Source organism: Lactiplantibacillus daowaiensis (genome assembly GCF_005405085.1).
In the GTDB taxonomy this organism is placed as follows: Bacteria; Bacillota; Bacilli; order Lactobacillales; family Lactobacillaceae; genus Lactiplantibacillus; species Lactiplantibacillus daowaiensis.
In genome coordinates this window covers 91,455-106,217 of record NZ_BJDJ01000001.1, presented here as the reverse complement: position 1 = coordinate 106,217, position 14,763 = coordinate 91,455, and the positions used below count along the sequence as shown (strand labels likewise).

The 14,763-nt window shown below is 43.5% G+C and carries 18 protein-coding genes; 10 read left to right on the top strand and 8 right to left on the bottom strand.

Annotated features, from left to right (window positions below; translation table 11 throughout):
* Position 1: 1 nt before the first annotated feature.
* From tnpA to FFM75_RS00490, 4 genes are all read right to left on the bottom strand, one after another.
* Positions 2-457, bottom strand: coding sequence for an IS200/IS605 family transposase (tnpA, locus tag FFM75_RS00505; RefSeq protein ID WP_137627232.1), 456 nt, complete (start codon positions 455-457; stop codon positions 2-4).
* Between the two features lie 217 nt (positions 458-674).
* Entirely contained in the window at positions 675-866 is a 192-nt protein-coding gene (locus tag FFM75_RS00500) for a hypothetical protein (RefSeq protein ID WP_137627231.1), read from the bottom strand.
* A gap of 129 nt (positions 867-995) precedes the next feature.
* The gene (locus FFM75_RS00495) at positions 996-1,895 is read right to left on the bottom strand and encodes an SPFH domain-containing protein (protein ID WP_137627230.1); all 900 of its coding nucleotides are present in this window, start codon (positions 1,893-1,895) and stop codon (positions 996-998) included.
* A 14-nt stretch (positions 1,896-1,909) separates the two neighbouring features.
* Positions 1,910-2,119 carry a hypothetical protein gene (locus FFM75_RS00490; RefSeq protein ID WP_223876578.1) on the bottom strand — a complete coding sequence of 70 codons (210 nt, stop codon included), beginning with the start codon at positions 2,117-2,119 and terminating at the stop codon, positions 1,910-1,912.
* Between the two features lie 172 nt (positions 2,120-2,291).
* Here FFM75_RS00490 and FFM75_RS00485 point away from each other — a divergent pair, with 172 nt between their 5' ends.
* Both FFM75_RS00485 and FFM75_RS00480 read left to right on the top strand, forming a co-directional pair.
* Positions 2,292-2,639: a bacteriocin immunity family protein gene (locus tag FFM75_RS00485; protein WP_171001399.1), complete on the top strand. Its 348-nt coding sequence runs from the start codon at positions 2,292-2,294 to the stop codon at positions 2,637-2,639.
* Between the two features lie 106 nt (positions 2,640-2,745).
* Positions 2,746-3,096 carry a hypothetical protein gene (locus FFM75_RS00480; RefSeq protein ID WP_137627228.1) on the top strand — a complete coding sequence of 117 codons (351 nt, stop codon included), beginning with the start codon at positions 2,746-2,748 and terminating at the stop codon, positions 3,094-3,096.
* Between the two features lie 97 nt (positions 3,097-3,193).
* Here the strand turns inward: FFM75_RS00480 and FFM75_RS00475 are convergent, their stop codons facing one another.
* Positions 3,194-3,763 carry a helix-turn-helix transcriptional regulator gene (locus FFM75_RS00475; RefSeq protein WP_137627227.1) on the bottom strand — a complete coding sequence of 190 codons (570 nt, stop codon included), beginning with the start codon at positions 3,761-3,763 and terminating at the stop codon, positions 3,194-3,196.
* Positions 3,764-3,917: 154 nt separating this feature from the next.
* Here FFM75_RS00475 and FFM75_RS00470 point away from each other — a divergent pair, with 154 nt between their 5' ends.
* From FFM75_RS00470 to FFM75_RS00455, 5 genes are all read left to right on the top strand, one after another.
* Positions 3,918-4,832 carry an ABC transporter ATP-binding protein gene (locus FFM75_RS00470; protein WP_171001398.1) on the top strand — a complete coding sequence of 305 codons (915 nt, stop codon included), beginning with the start codon at positions 3,918-3,920 and terminating at the stop codon, positions 4,830-4,832.
* Positions 4,829-5,596 carry an ABC transporter permease gene (locus FFM75_RS00465; protein ID WP_137627225.1) on the top strand — a complete coding sequence of 256 codons (768 nt, stop codon included), beginning with the start codon at positions 4,829-4,831 and terminating at the stop codon, positions 5,594-5,596. The genes FFM75_RS00470 and FFM75_RS00465 overlap by 4 nt, the downstream gene beginning before the upstream one ends.
* 160 nt (positions 5,597-5,756) lie before the next feature.
* Positions 5,757-5,891 carry a hypothetical protein gene (locus tag FFM75_RS14100; protein WP_263390543.1) on the top strand — a complete coding sequence of 45 codons (135 nt, stop codon included), beginning with the start codon at positions 5,757-5,759 and terminating at the stop codon, positions 5,889-5,891.
* Positions 5,892-6,139: 248 nt separating this feature from the next.
* Entirely contained in the window at positions 6,140-7,552 is a 1,413-nt protein-coding gene (locus FFM75_RS00460) for a C69 family dipeptidase (RefSeq protein ID WP_137627224.1), read from the top strand.
* A 62-nt stretch (positions 7,553-7,614) separates the two neighbouring features.
* Positions 7,615-7,866, top strand: a complete 252-nt coding sequence (locus tag FFM75_RS00455; protein WP_137627223.1) for a hypothetical protein — start codon at positions 7,615-7,617, stop codon at positions 7,864-7,866.
* Between the two features lie 182 nt (positions 7,867-8,048).
* Here the strand turns inward: FFM75_RS00455 and FFM75_RS00450 are convergent, their stop codons facing one another.
* Complete coding sequence (locus FFM75_RS00450; RefSeq protein ID WP_137627222.1) at positions 8,049-9,215, bottom strand: hypothetical protein; 1,167 nt, start codon at positions 9,213-9,215, stop codon at positions 8,049-8,051.
* A gap of 139 nt (positions 9,216-9,354) precedes the next feature.
* Between FFM75_RS00450 and FFM75_RS00445 the strand changes: the two genes are divergently transcribed.
* Positions 9,355-9,900 (top strand): PadR family transcriptional regulator, encoded by a 546-nt coding sequence (locus FFM75_RS00445; RefSeq protein ID WP_137627221.1) that lies wholly within the window; start codon positions 9,355-9,357, stop codon positions 9,898-9,900.
* A 4-nt stretch (positions 9,901-9,904) separates the two neighbouring features.
* Positions 9,905-11,344, top strand: coding sequence for an MFS transporter (locus tag FFM75_RS00440; RefSeq protein WP_137627220.1), 1,440 nt, complete (start codon positions 9,905-9,907; stop codon positions 11,342-11,344).
* Between the two features lie 51 nt (positions 11,345-11,395).
* Here the strand turns inward: FFM75_RS00440 and FFM75_RS00435 are convergent, their stop codons facing one another.
* Together FFM75_RS00435 and FFM75_RS00430 are read right to left on the bottom strand one after the other, a co-directional pair.
* Entirely contained in the window at positions 11,396-11,659 is a 264-nt protein-coding gene (locus tag FFM75_RS00435) for a hypothetical protein (protein WP_223876577.1), read from the bottom strand.
* A gap of 268 nt (positions 11,660-11,927) precedes the next feature.
* Positions 11,928-12,890, bottom strand: coding sequence for an L-lactate dehydrogenase (locus FFM75_RS00430; RefSeq protein ID WP_137627218.1), 963 nt, complete (start codon positions 12,888-12,890; stop codon positions 11,928-11,930).
* A 371-nt stretch (positions 12,891-13,261) separates the two neighbouring features.
* Between FFM75_RS00430 and FFM75_RS00425 the strand changes: the two genes are divergently transcribed.
* Positions 13,262-14,578 carry an ammonium transporter gene (locus FFM75_RS00425; RefSeq protein WP_137627217.1) on the top strand — a complete coding sequence of 439 codons (1,317 nt, stop codon included), beginning with the start codon at positions 13,262-13,264 and terminating at the stop codon, positions 14,576-14,578.
* The last annotated feature ends 185 nt before the right edge of the window (positions 14,579-14,763 follow it).

The following is a 14,763-nucleotide window of genomic DNA, read 5'->3' as shown; positions in this document are numbered from 1 at the left end:
TTTACGTCCTCCTTTTATATTCTGATTTTTTTTGATTATCGATATAGTTTTGAATAGTTGAACTAGCGATATTTCCAGCAGTAGATACGAAGTAGCTACGCGTCCATAAGGCTGCCATAGCTTGCAACTGTGGGAATTCTTCACGAATTACTTTAGATGAGTATCCTTTGATTGCGTGCATGTATTGTGGAATACCTTGTGTTGGCGGCATATTAACAAACAAATGCACATGATCCACGTTGGCTGTGAAATTAAGAATTTCAACATCCAGTGCAGAACTCTTTTCACGAATGAGCTGTTCAACACGTTCGCCAACTCCGGGTATGGCAAATATCTTCCTACGGTAGTGTGGTGTGAAAACAAAGTGATAGTTCAACAAACTTACTGTGGTACGTGTATGTCGGTAGACATTTTTATATTTAGGATTAATGTAGTCGTCTGTCTTATTGGTTTTCATAATATATATTGTATCATTTTTATGAATCTAATGACACAAAAGCCGGTATAGAAATAGCACTTCCGATTATTAGAAAACGCTATCAAACCCACTCCATAGTGCTAATGTTTTGTCTGTATGAGTAGGCTTTCGACCTTATATCCCATAGATAAATCAGTGGGCTTTACGGTCTGAAATTGTAAAAATCCACCAATCAATTGCTGATGGTGGCTTAAATTCAATGTTTGACGCGTTTGATGATGGTGCTAAAAATAGTGGCTAAACTTAGAATCAAAATCAGTCCATACGCAATGACATCGCCAGCGGTCGCATAAATGCGCGGATAACCGGCAAAGACGACCCAAACAAACAGCAATTCAACCCAAAAACGCATGGTCTTATAAAAAATGATTGGTCTAATAAGTTGCATCTGACCGCCCCCAAACTTAAAAGTGGCTTTGAGTTTAAGGCGGTTTGACTTGAATCACAAGTCTAAAGCTGTGTTAGTTAAGGCACCAAAATTAAAAACGCGGGCCCCTTTGTGGGGACCGCGTTATCGTTATTTGGTCAGCTGACTGACTTTTTTAAGTGCCGGAATCAAACCGAGACTGTCTAAAGTTTGGTTAGGTAAGACAACAGTATTTGCGTCGCCATTTGCTAAGGCTTTAACGGCTTCGGTGTTTTGGAAGATGAAGTAGTTTTCAGATGATTGGCTTAACGCGTCATTTAAGATGCGTGTTCGATAAGCGTCAGCATCGGCTTCTGTTTGGACTGCGGTCGCTTTGGCTTTCGCACTATTCACCAGGGCCTCATTTTGGGCCTTGTTAGTCGCAAGTAAGGCGCGGTTATTGGCTTCATTTTCCAAGGTGATCGATTTACTTTTCCCTTCAGCGGTCGCAATCGTCGCATCCCGTTCCCGCGTTGCTTGCAGTAACTTATTCATCGATGCTTGGATATCGGCAGAAGGGTTAACGGAGTCAATATTGACCCGGTCGACGTTTAAACCATAACCGGCGGTGACCGAAGAAATTTCCTTAAATAACGCGGCGTTGATTTCTTGGGTGCCGTTTAGGACTTCGTTGAGTTCTTTGTTCCCAATAATCCCCCGCAAAGCTGCCCGTGTATCTTGAATCATACTGCGCACGGAGTCTTCATTTTTAAAGACAAAGTCTTCGATATTCGTGACATGGTATTTAAGGGAAATCTTGACTGAGATTTCAGCGTTATCCTTAGTGATCACGACTTGTTGATCTAAGTCGACGGGTGTTTGGGCCGTGTTGACTACGATGACGCGTGAAATATAAGGTTTGATGAAGTGAATGCCGGAACTCAACACCCGTTCAAACTTCCCGAAGGTCAAGACGACCCCTTGATTTGGTTGTGTAATGATGCGAATAGATGCCATGACCAAACTGATAATGAGTAGCAGAATAATGATGCCGATAATTAATGCGAACATATGATGCAATCCCCCTAACGGCGGCGTTCGATGACAGTGACCATCAGGCCATGGGCATCGGCGGCGGTAACTTCCACTAGGTCCCCAACGTGGAGTGATACCGTGGCCCGTAAATGATAGAAGATACCAAAAAAGGTCACACCATCCATTAAGTCAGTCGTTGTGAGTGTAAAGCGCTGGCCAATTAAACGTTGATCTAAGTATCCTTCTATATCGGGTCCCACCTTTTTATTTGATGAGTTAATTATAAGCTGTTTGTTAGGGGAATGGTAGGGTTTAATCTGACTGACATCAGGGTCAAATGTAAGGTTAAAACTGATTGACAAGGACTAAAATTAGCGTAGAATTAGGTCAATTTAAAAGGTGTCCATGATTGGGAAAATTGAGGGGATTAACATGGCAATGAGTCAAGCTGAAACAGAACAATTAACCGCAACGTTGATGCACCAAATGAGTGCGGCGTATGATGAACCAAAAGTGATGGCCGATGCCGAGCTAAAGGCCTTATTGCTGGCAGCAGCGGCTGGATTGGCAGATGATGATCAGTCCTACGCCCAAGTTGTCACTACCTTGTCGCATGGTATGTCGGAATATTATGTGCATCATCACGAGTTACCGGCGAGCTTGTTAGCCATCTATCGACAAGTACAAGCTGATGTTCAAGCTGGCAAGATTGATGATGAAGGCTTAAGACGCCAAGTGTTAGCGACTGGGTTGGTAATAGCGCCGATGATGTTTGGCTAAATTGTATTGACGTTTTCGCATCAGGACTGGTGTGGAGACGCTTTTTTATTGGGCGCATTTAGCACCGGCCGATTTTTAGGTATAATCATCACTGGAGGGGATAAAAATGAAAAAGATTGGGCTAAGTCTATTGGGGTTCATGTTGATATTGGCGGTCTTGGTCACGCCAGTCCAAGCTAAAAAGGCCACTTTGCCAGTGGCGGCACGTGGCACTTGGGTCAAGCGTTATCATCATGATATGTTGAAGATTCAGCTTAAAGGCAAAGTAGCTTATTTAACGCAGGGTCGGGGTAAACAGGCCCATACGTTGAAAATGACGGTGCGTCGTTATAATCGCAAAGGCTGGTTCGCGTTAGAAAATCGCAGTTCAGATCCAGCGATGGTGAAGTATCAACATCAACATCTGTATCATTTGGGCTATTTAGGTAAATGGGACCGGTTGACCCGTACCCGCTAAAACCGGTCGTAATTAAAATAAATCAAATTAAGACGCGCCTGACAAGAATCGGTCGCGTCTTTTTGTGTACTCGCAACTACTGCGAAACTTTAAGGCATTAAGGCGTTTTTCGATAAGCACGATAACTGAGACCGGTTTTGACTAAGATGATCAAGCCACAAACTTGGCAAGTCGTCATTAAGCCAAAGCCCATTGATGCTAGATTAATCGTGCCACTAACGAGTGCCAGAAGGCCCCAACTGGCAAAACTTAGTAAAGTTATCGCGGTACGATGGGCAACGTTGTGATGCTGACTTAATGTCGTCCCAATTACCACGGCCAGTAGTGAAGCTAGCATGAAGTCGATCCAAAGAAAGCCCGCTGCTGTGGAGAATTGCGTGACGCGTTCAACGACTAAAATGGCCAACGCCAGGTAGGCCCAATGATTGATGGTCGGTGTCGCGGCTACGGCGGGTTGCTTGCGGGAACCAGTTAATAAGTCATCAATAGAACATTGATAGAAAGTTGCCAAGGTTTGTAGCGTCTCTAAATCAGGTTGATTTCGATTAGTTTCCCAACTCGAAATGGTTTGACGTGAAACGTGTAGTTGCTCGGCAAGGGTCGTTTGGGTCAATTGTTGTTGTTGTCGAAGTTGTTTTAAAGTTGCGCCTAAGGTGACGGTACTCATAGATCATCCCTCGTTTTCGTTGTGATAATAGGATTGCTAGCTTCTCTAGCATAAGATTAAGCCCGAAAAATGACAAGCTATAATCTCTAGCAGTCCGTTTTAGCCAGTGTTAAGCGTGTATGCTGAAATTAGTCGTGAAAAGGGGATGACAATATTGAAAACGGATCAAACCAAACTGGTGATGGTTCAAGACGTGACATTACATTATGGGCGACATGTGGTTTTGAAGCATGTCAATTTTTCAATGAAGGCCGGGCAAATCATGGGAGTGATTGGGCCTAATGGTGCTGGCAAAACGACGATTATGAAGGCCATGTTAGGACTGGTAAAGGTTAATCAAGGCACCATTACGCTGCTTAATGAACGCGTCACGCCGCAACACCATGCCGTGTTGGCAGACAATGTTGGTGCCTTGATTGAAAATCCCGCCCTTTATCCATTTTTAACCGGGTGGCAACAGTTACAACTAGTGACTAAAAACGAAAGCCAGCTTAAGTGGGTCATTGCAGCCTTGCAAATGTCGGCTTATATCCATCAGACCGTTAAGCATTATTCATTGGGGATGCGGCAGAAGCTGGGGATTGCAATGGCGTTGGTGACCAAGCCTAAACTGGTTATTTTAGATGAACCGATGAATGGCTTGGACCCACAATCGGTTAAGTTATTACGGGACTTGATGAAACGATTGGCACAGCAAGGGATGGCTTTTTTAATTTCTAGTCATATTTTAAGTGAGTTAGAAAAAGTCATCGACACGGTCATGGTGATCGACCATGGCCGGGTGGTTTTGCAGACAGCGATGCAAGACTTGCAGCAAAATCAGCAGCAGAAGTTAGTACTGCAGACAACGGCTGATGCCCAAGCGCTCACTTGGTTGCAACGGCATCATTATGCTTGTTCTCAACAAGCAGACGGACTAGTGGTTATGGGAGTAACGTCTCTAACCCCGTTGTTGGCGGGATTAATCGCGCAAGGGGTTCAATTCACCTATATTGGTGAGCAAGCAGTTGATTTAGAAACGATCTTGTTGCGCCAATTGGGACAATCAGTGAGGGGTGAGCTTGAATGAAGTTATTGCGATTAGAATGTTTGAAGTTGCGTGCAAAACGGAGTACTTGGGGGTGTATCGTTTTGTTAATCCTACTGATGAGTGGCATTGCAATAACCACGACCCAGTCAACGTTGAGCGACCAGCGGTTTAATGTGGCGTCGGCATACGTGGGATTTCAATGGTTGATGATGTTGCTAATCGTTGTTGCCGCGAGCTGTGTGTCGATGGAATTCGAGTATGGCACGATCAAACAACTCGCGGTGCAGGCTAAAAGTCGTTGGCAAGTTTACCTGACTAAGTTTGAATTGATTCTAAGCTATAGTTTGTTGTTACATATCCTGACGGTGTTAGTAACACTAGGCTTGCAGTTGATTTTTAATCCGAGGCTCAACGTCTTGGCGCGTTATCACCATCAGTTATCGTTGTTGACTAATCTCGGTATCAATGCCGGGTTGGATTTATACGGCAGTTTGATGATTATCGGGTTGGTCTTTTTGTTGGCGAGTAGCGGTCACAATAGTGCTGTTGCCATTTCAGTCGGTGTTGTCGTGTGCTTTTCGGGTGAGGGGCTATCGAGCTTGGTATTGAATACCTTTAAAACGGTCACTTTTTTGACCCGGTGGAACCCGTTTAACATGATGTGTTTACAGGAACAGTATGCCAATCGAGATTATCAGGATGTGACGCATTTAACGTTAGGTCAGTTAGCTGCGGGAAAATTGATCTGGGCAGTCATTTTTGTTGGTGTCGGTGCGTGGCTTTTTTCCAAACGTCGTATTTGAATTATTACGCTAAAGCGTTAGGCAAAATGAAAGTTTTTGGGGAAACGAAAAACCTTCGTACGGGAATACGAAGGTCAAAAGGAGTAGGTCAACATACGCTGGGGAGGCGTATGTTGAGAACTTAATGAGCGTTTATTCATATAAGCGGGGGGACGTTCACATGCCGCTCATTAAGCTTGTCAAAGTTATTGGCTTTGACGGATTTCATTACTTTGGAGGAGTAAATGAAAAGAATGTTAATTGTTATAGTAGCAATCTTGGAGGGGAATCCTTAATTGCTATGAGTAAATCATAACAACGAATTGTGAAGAAAGTGTGGCGATGATTTTTTAAAAATAAGAATAATTCATTAAAGAAATTAATGGAACGGGACTAAACTGATGCGCTGGTTAAAGGTTTAGTCGTGAAATAGCCACCGCTAAGCGATTAAAATTACGTAAGAATTCGAGTTTAGCCGTGGACCCACGGTAGTATTTTCCTTTAGACAGTGTAAAATTAAGAATGTAAAACGGATTCATAAACTTAAATCGAGGAGTTGTTTGCATGTACGAACAAGCTTGTACCACCATTTTAGTTGGTAAAAAGGCGACGGTTGATGGTTCGACGATCATTGCCCGTAACGATGATACCTTTATGCCAATTACCCCACAAAAATTTATCGTGCACCCAGCCGTTCACGGCCGGCACGAAACGTTAACTTCTGGTAAGAATGGCTTTACGGCGCCATTGCCAGCTGATGGCTATCGCTATCAAGCGGTTCCTAATATTGAAGTTGCTGAAAAAGGGGTCTTTGAAGAAAACGGCTTTAACGAAAAGAACGTCGGTGTTTCTTCAACGGAAAGTGTCTATGGTAATGAACATACATTGACTTTTGATCCATTCGTCAAGAACGGATTAGCGGAAGATTCCTTACCAACCATGGTGACACCTTTTATTGATTCTGCCCGTGGTGGGGTCGAATATTTAGGTAACCTGATTGCCAAGTATGGTTCGCCTGAAGGTAATGGGGTGTTGTTCAATGATAAAGATGACGTTTGGTATATGGAAATCGTCACTGGTCATCATTGGGTTGCCCAACGGATTCCAGACGATGCGTATGCTGTTGCCGCAAATCAAGTGGCCATTCAATGGGTCGACTTCGATGAACCTGAAAACTTCATGTGGTCAGATGGCATTCAAGAATTTGTTAGCGAACATCATTTGAATCCTGATAAGGAAGGGTTTAACTTCCGGCACATCTTTGGGACAGATAACGAAAAAGACCGTCATTACAATACCCCACGGGTTTGGTATGGCCAACGTTATTTCAATCCTGAAATCGAACAAGATCCCCAATCAAGTGAACTCCCATTCATTTGTCATGCGGCTAAAAAGATTTCAGTCGCAGATGTTGAATATGTTTTAGGGTCACACTACAACGAAACTAAGTATGATCCATTCACGGATTCACCTGAAGCCAAGAAGTTCCGGCCAATTGCCATGAACCGGACCCAAAACTCACACGTGATGCAAATTCGTAACGATGTGCCCGCTGAACAAAGTGCCATTATGTGGATGACCTTTGGGATGCCCGCCTTTGCACCATTCTTGCCATTCCATGCCAATGTTTCTGAAACGGATCCTAGTTTCGCCAACACGCCATTAACGTATGACCGCAAGAGTGCCTATTGGTTATACCGGACTTTGTCGATGATCGTGGAATCACATTATGCTGATTTCGTGCGAGACGACATTGATTACTTGAAGGAATGTCGAATTGAATTAGCACAATTTGTGGCTAAGACGGATGCCGAAGCGGCGAAATTGACTGGCGATGAATTGACGGCTTATTTGACGACACAAGACAAAGCGATGGTCGCCGATATGCGTGACAAGGCTGAAAACTTGATTGGTCGCTTGATTACCAAAGGGTTAACGTTATCGAAGCTGACTTATAATGTAGACATCAATCTTTAAAATTTTAGTTTGTTAGTAACGTGTGTATAATAGAGTTATCAAGCCAAAGGATGTGATCAGCAATGGATGAAAACGTCTTATTCAATCCGGGTGATGCCATTTCGGAATCCCACGATTATAATGAAGCGCTCCGGAGTGCGGATATTTATAATGCCCGTCAAGGTCGTAAGCGGGGCATTTTAATTGCCAAACCGCTAAACGAGGATCATGGTTATTCGATTTTTTATGCGGATGATCTCATTCCCACGGAACAAGCTCAAACTGACAGTAAAACCTATCACGTTGAAAAACGGTACGATCAAGATAAAAAATAAGTTAGTCTAAAAGAAACCACCTGCTCGTTAATTGAGCAGGTGGTTTCTTTATGATGGGATGAGTTTAATGGTGACCGTTAAAAGGTTGTTTGTAGCCAACTGCGGCAGTTATCAACTTTATGAAAAGCAAAAAAGAGGTCCTAACTCATTTTCAGTGAGTGAGGACCTCTTTTTGGTCAGGGCTATAAATTACCAGTATCTTTAAGACGTTTTTCTAATAAATAAGCATCCATATAGCCAAAAGATAATTCAACGACTTGATTGAGTTCGACTAACGTGCCGACTCGATTAATTTGGTTGTCATCTTCAACGTTATAAAAGATGAAATGGCCATTCGTCAAGGAACCTGGATAGCCAGTCATTGCGGGTAATAGCGCATTACTAGTTGTTAGGTGTAGTAACGTATTAAAGTTACCAGCTTGGCGAATCAAACTTTCAAATAAATCAGTTGTGCCATCAAAGAGCCGTTCGTCGTTTAAGACGGGTTGCACGTTTAGTTCGTATTGGCGGTTCAGTTCAATGAAGCCGCGCATGGTTTGTAAGTAGTCAGATTGAATCGTGACCGATTCAATTAATGATCGGCGACATAACGTGTAGCCACCAAATTGCCCAGTCATATCAACTAAATTAATGATGACACTGTCAGCGTTTAACGTATTCACAAAACCAACGAAAAACATCCCGGAACCATCGGCCGAATCAATCGCAACGAGTTGTTGTTGGGCCTGAGCGTGGGTCAAAGTATCATTGATAGCCCGTTTGCCAGTCGCTTTGATGGCATCTTGATGGGTGAAGTCAGTTTTGACATAGGCGCTTTCTAACATTAATTCGTTGCCGCGAAATTCGATAATACCGACGGCGTCATTATCAATCGTTTGGCTGGCATGATTTTTGTAGTTGAATTTGTCAAAGGCTTGAAACGTGAATTGGTCTTCCATTAATGACTGGACTTGACCTTCTAAATAGTTATCACTGTCAGCAAGTACTAGTAAAATCACTTGCTTGGTCGTTAAAGCGTTGGCTAAAATCTGAGTCAACTCGGCTTGTTGGGCATTAAAGTGTGCTGGTGTTTGCGGCACGGTGCTTAAGCCGGCCTGGTCAGCATTGGCGATGCGAAAAGCCATGTTGTCTAAATCTTCACTCATGGTCTCAACTTCATCGATCACCCGGTAGCGCATGAAGACCGCGCCGTCTTGCAAGCCCGCGTCGTCGTAAGTGTTCACAACGACGCCATCGGGTGCCAGACTATCGATATAGCCGGTGTAGACGACCTCACTATCGGCTTGATAAAGATTGATGAGATTTGCTTGGCGTTGTGCCAGCTGTAAGTCTTCTATAATTGAACTCATCGGTCTAACCCCCTTTGTGTTGTATCGTTCCATGATAGCACGTTTCGGAAACGACGCGGCGATTTTAGTTAGCATTTTTGCTTGCAATATATCTAAAAGATACATATACTAGTTAAGCACTAAAAGTTAGGTGGTAAATATGTACGAATTATTCATTTTAGGCCAGTTGATGGATCATCCGATGACTGGCTATCAGTTACGTAAAGCACTAACGACCGTTGTCGGTCAGGAACTCACAATCAGTTTTGGTGCGTTATATCCATTGTTAGACAAATTAGCTGCCGCGTCATTGTTGACCTTGGCGTTTGAGCCTGGTGAGACGAAGCGCCCACAAAAAGTCGCGACGATCACCCCAGCCGGTCGCCAGCGGTTTATGACGATTGGCTTAGCACCGGTAGCGCTAAATAAGCAGACCCAGTTGACGTTTCAAATGAAACTCAATTTTTTGCATCTATTCACAGCTGATCAGCAGGCGACCATCTTGCAAGATTATCATCAATTTGCATTGGGACAACTGACACGGTTAGCTGTGCAACGCGAACAACTGGCAGTCAATCCACATATGTTGGCCGAAGATATTCACGATGCTTTATTGGTCAATCAATTACAGCAGGTACGGGCGCAAGCCCAAGCTGATTGGGTTGCCGCTTTGCGACAAACTGTTCAAAAAGAGAGGAAGCAGTAAGTTTATGAAACAACCATCTTTTGCGGCTGATCCGCAAATCCAAAAACACCGCTGGTGGATCTTAGTCGCGGTGTGTCTATTTACGTTTATGTCGACGCTTGACGGCAGTATCGTTAACATCGCTTTACCAGTGATGAGTAAAGATTTATCGATTCCGATGAATCAGGCCGAATGGGTCGTCTCAATCTATTTGATTATTATTTGTGCGCTATTGTTATTATTTGGTAAGTTAGGCGATAAATACGGTAAGATTCGGATTTTTAAAATTGGCTCGATTTTATTTACGATTGGGTCTTTGCTCTGTGGGTTTAATTCAGGCTTAGCGATGTTACTCGGTGCGCGGGTCATTCAAGCTGTTGGGGCTGCCATGACGATGAGCACGAATAATGGGATTATTACCGAAGTCTTTCCCTTCCAAGAACGAGGCCGGGCCTTGGGGATGATTGGCTCCTTTGTGGCGTTAGGCAGTATCGCTGGTCCAGGTATTGGTGGCTTGATTTTAGCGCATTTAAGTTGGGGCTATATTTTCTGGATCAACGTCCCGGTTGGGATCATTGCCATGATTTTGGGACAATTGATTTTGCCAAAGGATATTACGACCAACGACTCGCCAATCGATAAAGCAGGTGCGAGTTTGTTTGCGGTTGTGATGGTCACCTTATTTGCCGGCATTTTTATTGGTCAAGAAATCGGCTTTGCTAAGCCGGCGATTCTAGCTTTATTTGCGGTCGCATTAGTGGCCTTGGTTGCTTTTGTGATGTTAGAATTGCGCCTTGATCATCCAATCTTGGCGTTACAACTTTTCAAGAATGCCCGGTTTTCAATTAGTATTTTGTGTGCGTTTTTAATTTTTGTGGCGAACTTCTTCTTTAATGTGATTTCACCATTTTATTTAGAAAATGCGCGGGGGTTGGCGGCCAACTATGCGGGGTATGCCTTAATGACGTTCCCCATCGTGCAAGTTATCGTGGCTCCGATTGCGGGGGCGATTTCAGATAAGATTGGGCCAGAACTGTTGACGTTTATCGGTTTAGTGATCATCTCGATCAGTCAGATTGGTTACATGGTCTCGAATTTAACGACACCATTATGGTTCTTCATGTTCTTTATCGGCTTGGTCGGGCTTGGTAATGGGATTTTTCAAGCACCAAATAATTCGATCGTGATGAGTTCAGTTGAGGTTAAAGACCTCGGGGTTGCGGGCGGTATTAATGCGTTAGCACGTGAACTTGGCATGGTCATCGGGATTTCAGCGGCGACGACGGTCCTCTTTGATGCGATGAGTCACACCGCAGGCTATAAAGTCACGTCTTATTTGCCAGCACATCCGGAAATTTTTATTGCCGGGATGCGCGTGGCCTTTATCGTGTCATTGGTCATCTGTTTGATTGCGACGGTGATTACTGGTGTACGCTTGTTGCAGCGCCAACCAACAACTAAATAACAAAAAGACGTTTGGCTAAAACTGCCAAACGTCTTTTTTGTAAGTCAATTGCTAACCCCGAAAGTAGTCGTAGCTGCCTAGAATAGCTAATACATAGCCAGCAGCAATGACTAGTGACCATAACATGCCGCTAGTTTGACTGAATCCCCGGACCCTGCAAAACCGGAGACAAGCACTAGTTAAGGCGGCTAACGCTAGTCCAATTAAAATGACACTCACCGTACGGCCCCATTTACCCAATAGGGCACAACCCACACTAATAATCGTTAAACCGATAATCATGAGCCACCGGTGGCGGTTAGTTGGTTGTTGCATACCCATCATCCCATCAAAAATAGTAAACGTCTTAAATAATATCCTAAGTGAAATTCTACCATCTTTTGCCGGTCGGTGGCAGTGAAATTGTATATTTTTAACAAAAAGTGGGTAATTTTTAATAAATATTAGTTTTGTAATAATTATAAGTTCTGTCAAAAGCTAGGCTACTAAAGGATTGAACCGGTTACGTTAATCAATTAATTAACTGTGACTATCAGCTTAGTGTATAAAAAAAGCGTTTGGGTCGAGACCCAAACGCTAAGCGTTAAGCTGGTTTTTGAACGGTAGTCACGGGTGCTGCGGCTAAAACATCATCAAAAGCGTGGAACTTTTCGATAATCGTTTGGGCAGAATTTTTAAACTTGGCTTGTTCATCAGTGGTTAAAGCCAAGGTTGTGACACTTTCAACGCCATGTTTGCCGATGATCGCGGGTTGCCCAACGTAAGTGCCGAACTGCTCGCTGTACGCGGATACTGGACAGGCTAACCGAGCGTTAGCGAAGACGGCTTCACTTAATTTAACGGCACAAGTTGCAATGGCAAAGCTCGTATAACCTTTACCAGAATGAACGGCCCAACCACCATGCCGGGCTTCAGCCTCGAGGGCGTCTAAATCTAAGTGATGACTCGCGACTAAATCTTGAATTGGCACGCCATTCACTTGAACCGTAGACCAAGCGGTAAATTGGGATTCACCATGTTCGCCGTAAACGTAACCACTCACATTTTTGGGATCACAATCAAACACTTCAGCCACGACTTTTTGCATCCGTGCGGTATCTAGAAAGGTGCCAGTACCGAAAACTTGGGCACGTGATAAGCCGGTCGCCCGTTGGAAATAGTGGGTGATGGCATCACACGGATTCATCGTATCAATAGCAACACCGTTAAAGCCGGCTGCTTTTACTTTTGGCGCGATAGTTTGAACAATTTCTTTGGTATATTCAAACTCGGCCCAGCGGTTACCAGAAGCGTGATCTAAGGCATGGATGTTGCCGCTGGTAATAAATAAGATGTCTGTATCAGCTAATTCAGCGTAATCATTGATTTTAATAATCGTGCGACTATCCAACCGCGCTTGGGCATCTTGTAGATCCAATTGTTCCGCTCGTGCTTTGGCAGCGTTAGTATCAATTAAAATCAGTTCATCAGCAATTCCTTTACAAACTAGGGTGTAGGCAACGGTCGCACCAACGTGGCCGACGCCGATAATGGCATATTTGCGCATAAACTATGTACCTCCATTTAATTATTAAGAAACTAAGTATGTAAAATTTAATCATTTTATAATGTAACGATTGTTAGCTTACAACGCTGCCACTGGCGTGTCAATGACGCAACCGCTTTAATACTGAGTTGTTTATTATCTTAAGTGCTTATTCATGATAGCCAGGTTGTTAGCCGACCTTTACTTAAGATAATTAATAAGATGATTTGATGTGATAAAAGGTCACGTCCAACTTAGTGAAAGTCACTAAATTAACGTAACGCATCGGCTAATTAAGCCAAAAATAACTTTTTTTATCAATATTCTCACCTTTTTTTAATTACCAATGTTATAATTTCTAACATCAAATGGTACAGATTGGGGTTGTGATTATGAGTGCTGCGAACTCAACGTTCTTGGTTTTATCTAGCATATTGGTATTGTTTATGACACCCGGTTTAGCGTTCTTTTACGGTGGCCTAGTGTCTAAACGGAATGTGGTCAATACGATGTTGTCGGTATTTATGATTTGTGGGTTAGCGATTTTACTATGGCTACTCGTTGGTTATTCACTGTCGTTTTCAGGTAACTTAGGTGGGATTGTCGGTAATTTACAAGCGTTATGGCTGCATGGCGTTCATTTAACCGCCCTGACAGCGACTAAGATTCCAAATGGCCTCTACTTAATCTTTCAAATGATGTTTGCGATTATCACGCCAGCATTATTTGTTGGCGCGGTGGTTGGTCGCATTCGGTTTAAATTTTTACTGGCCTTTATTATTTGTTGGTCGGTGTTGATTTATTATCCAATGGTGCATATGGTTTGGGATAACGGTATTTTGGCCCACTTAGGGGTGATCGACTTTGCCGGTGGCACCGTGGTTCATATTAATGCGGGGATTACGGCACTCGTTTTATCGGCTTTCTTAGGACCGCGATATAACTATGGCAAACATGAAACACAGCACTACAATATTTTATGGGTGTTATTGGGAACAGCCATCTTATGGATCGGGTGGTATGGGTTTAACGCTGGTTCAGCGTTAGCAATGAATGGTATCGCGATCCAAGCGTTCTTGACCACGACAGTCGCGACTGCGACGTCGATGATGACTTGGATGGTCTTAGATATGTTAACCAAGGGTAAACCAACTTTAGTCGGTGTGTGTACCGGGACCCTCTGTGGGTTAGTCGGCATCACACCTGCGTGCGGGTATGTTACGACTACCGGGGCGTTTAGCATTGGTCTTATTGCAACGTTAACGAGCTACGGCTTTATTACATTGTTGAAGCCACGGTTAGGTATTGACGATGCCCTTGATGCGTTTGGCTGCCATGGTGTTTCAGGGATCGTTGGCAGTGTTTTGACTGGGCTATTTGCCACTAAGACGGTCAATGGGTCGATTAGCTTGAATGGCTTGTTTTATGGCGGTGGCTTCAAGTTATTCGGGCTGCAACTGCTGGCAACGGCGTTTACGATTATTTTTACAACAGTACTTTGCATCGTGATTATCGTTGTACTGAAACGCTTTGTTAAAATGCGGGTCGATGTCGCTGAAGAAAAGTTAGGACTTGATCAAGGCGAACATGGGGAGGTTGCTGATTACACAGTGACAATGAGTACCCAGTTGACGGAAATTGAACGGCATAGTGATGAGTTCAAAGGACAATTATCACAATTACTGAATGGTCATGAGCGATTCCGATGAATTGAATGCAGAAAAGCACTTGGATTAATCAATCCAAGTGCTTTTTATAATGATATAATTTTTGGCTAAATACCGAATATCTTGATTATTACCATTGTTAATACCCATTATCCGGCTAAAGCTTGACCTGATAATCCTGATGATTGAAGTTTATCGGCTGATTAGTAATTTGCATTTCTAATGGT

Bases quoted from the DNA above. Each gene is read 5' to 3' on its own strand.
- FFM75_RS00495 (WP_137627230.1), bottom strand. From the start codon at position 1,895: ATGTTCGCATTAATTATCGGCATCATTATTCTGCTACTCATTATCAGT.
- FFM75_RS00450 (WP_137627222.1), bottom strand. From the start codon at position 9,215: ATGAGTTCAATTATAGAAGACTTACAGCTGGCACAACGCCAAGCAAAT.
- FFM75_RS00500 (WP_137627231.1), bottom strand. From the start codon at position 866: ATGCAACTTATTAGACCAATCATTTTTTATAAGACCATGCGTTTTTGG.
- FFM75_RS00440 (WP_137627220.1), top strand. From the start codon at position 9,905: ATGAAACAACCATCTTTTGCGGCTGATCCGCAAATCCAAAAACACCGC.
- FFM75_RS00460 (WP_137627224.1), top strand. From the start codon at position 6,140: ATGTACGAACAAGCTTGTACCACCATTTTAGTTGGTAAAAAGGCGACG.
- FFM75_RS00485 (WP_171001399.1), top strand. From the start codon at position 2,292: ATGGCAATGAGTCAAGCTGAAACAGAACAATTAACCGCAACGTTGATG.
- FFM75_RS14100 (WP_263390543.1), top strand. From the start codon at position 5,757: ATGCCGCTCATTAAGCTTGTCAAAGTTATTGGCTTTGACGGATTTCAT.
- FFM75_RS00435 (WP_223876577.1), bottom strand. From the start codon at position 11,659: ATGCAACAACCAACTAACCGCCACCGGTGGCTCATGATTATCGGTTTA.
- FFM75_RS00445 (WP_137627221.1), top strand. From the start codon at position 9,355: ATGTACGAATTATTCATTTTAGGCCAGTTGATGGATCATCCGATGACT.
- FFM75_RS00430 (WP_137627218.1), bottom strand. From the start codon at position 12,890: ATGCGCAAATATGCCATTATCGGCGTCGGCCACGTTGGTGCGACCGTT.
- FFM75_RS00455 (WP_137627223.1), top strand. From the start codon at position 7,615: ATGGATGAAAACGTCTTATTCAATCCGGGTGATGCCATTTCGGAATCC.
- FFM75_RS00475 (WP_137627227.1), bottom strand. From the start codon at position 3,763: ATGAGTACCGTCACCTTAGGCGCAACTTTAAAACAACTTCGACAACAA.
- FFM75_RS00480 (WP_137627228.1), top strand. From the start codon at position 2,746: ATGAAAAAGATTGGGCTAAGTCTATTGGGGTTCATGTTGATATTGGCG.
- tnpA (WP_137627232.1), bottom strand. From the start codon at position 457: ATGAAAACCAATAAGACAGACGACTACATTAATCCTAAATATAAAAAT.
- FFM75_RS00425 (WP_137627217.1), top strand. From the start codon at position 13,262: ATGAGTGCTGCGAACTCAACGTTCTTGGTTTTATCTAGCATATTGGTA.
- FFM75_RS00465 (WP_137627225.1), top strand. From the start codon at position 4,829: ATGAAGTTATTGCGATTAGAATGTTTGAAGTTGCGTGCAAAACGGAGT.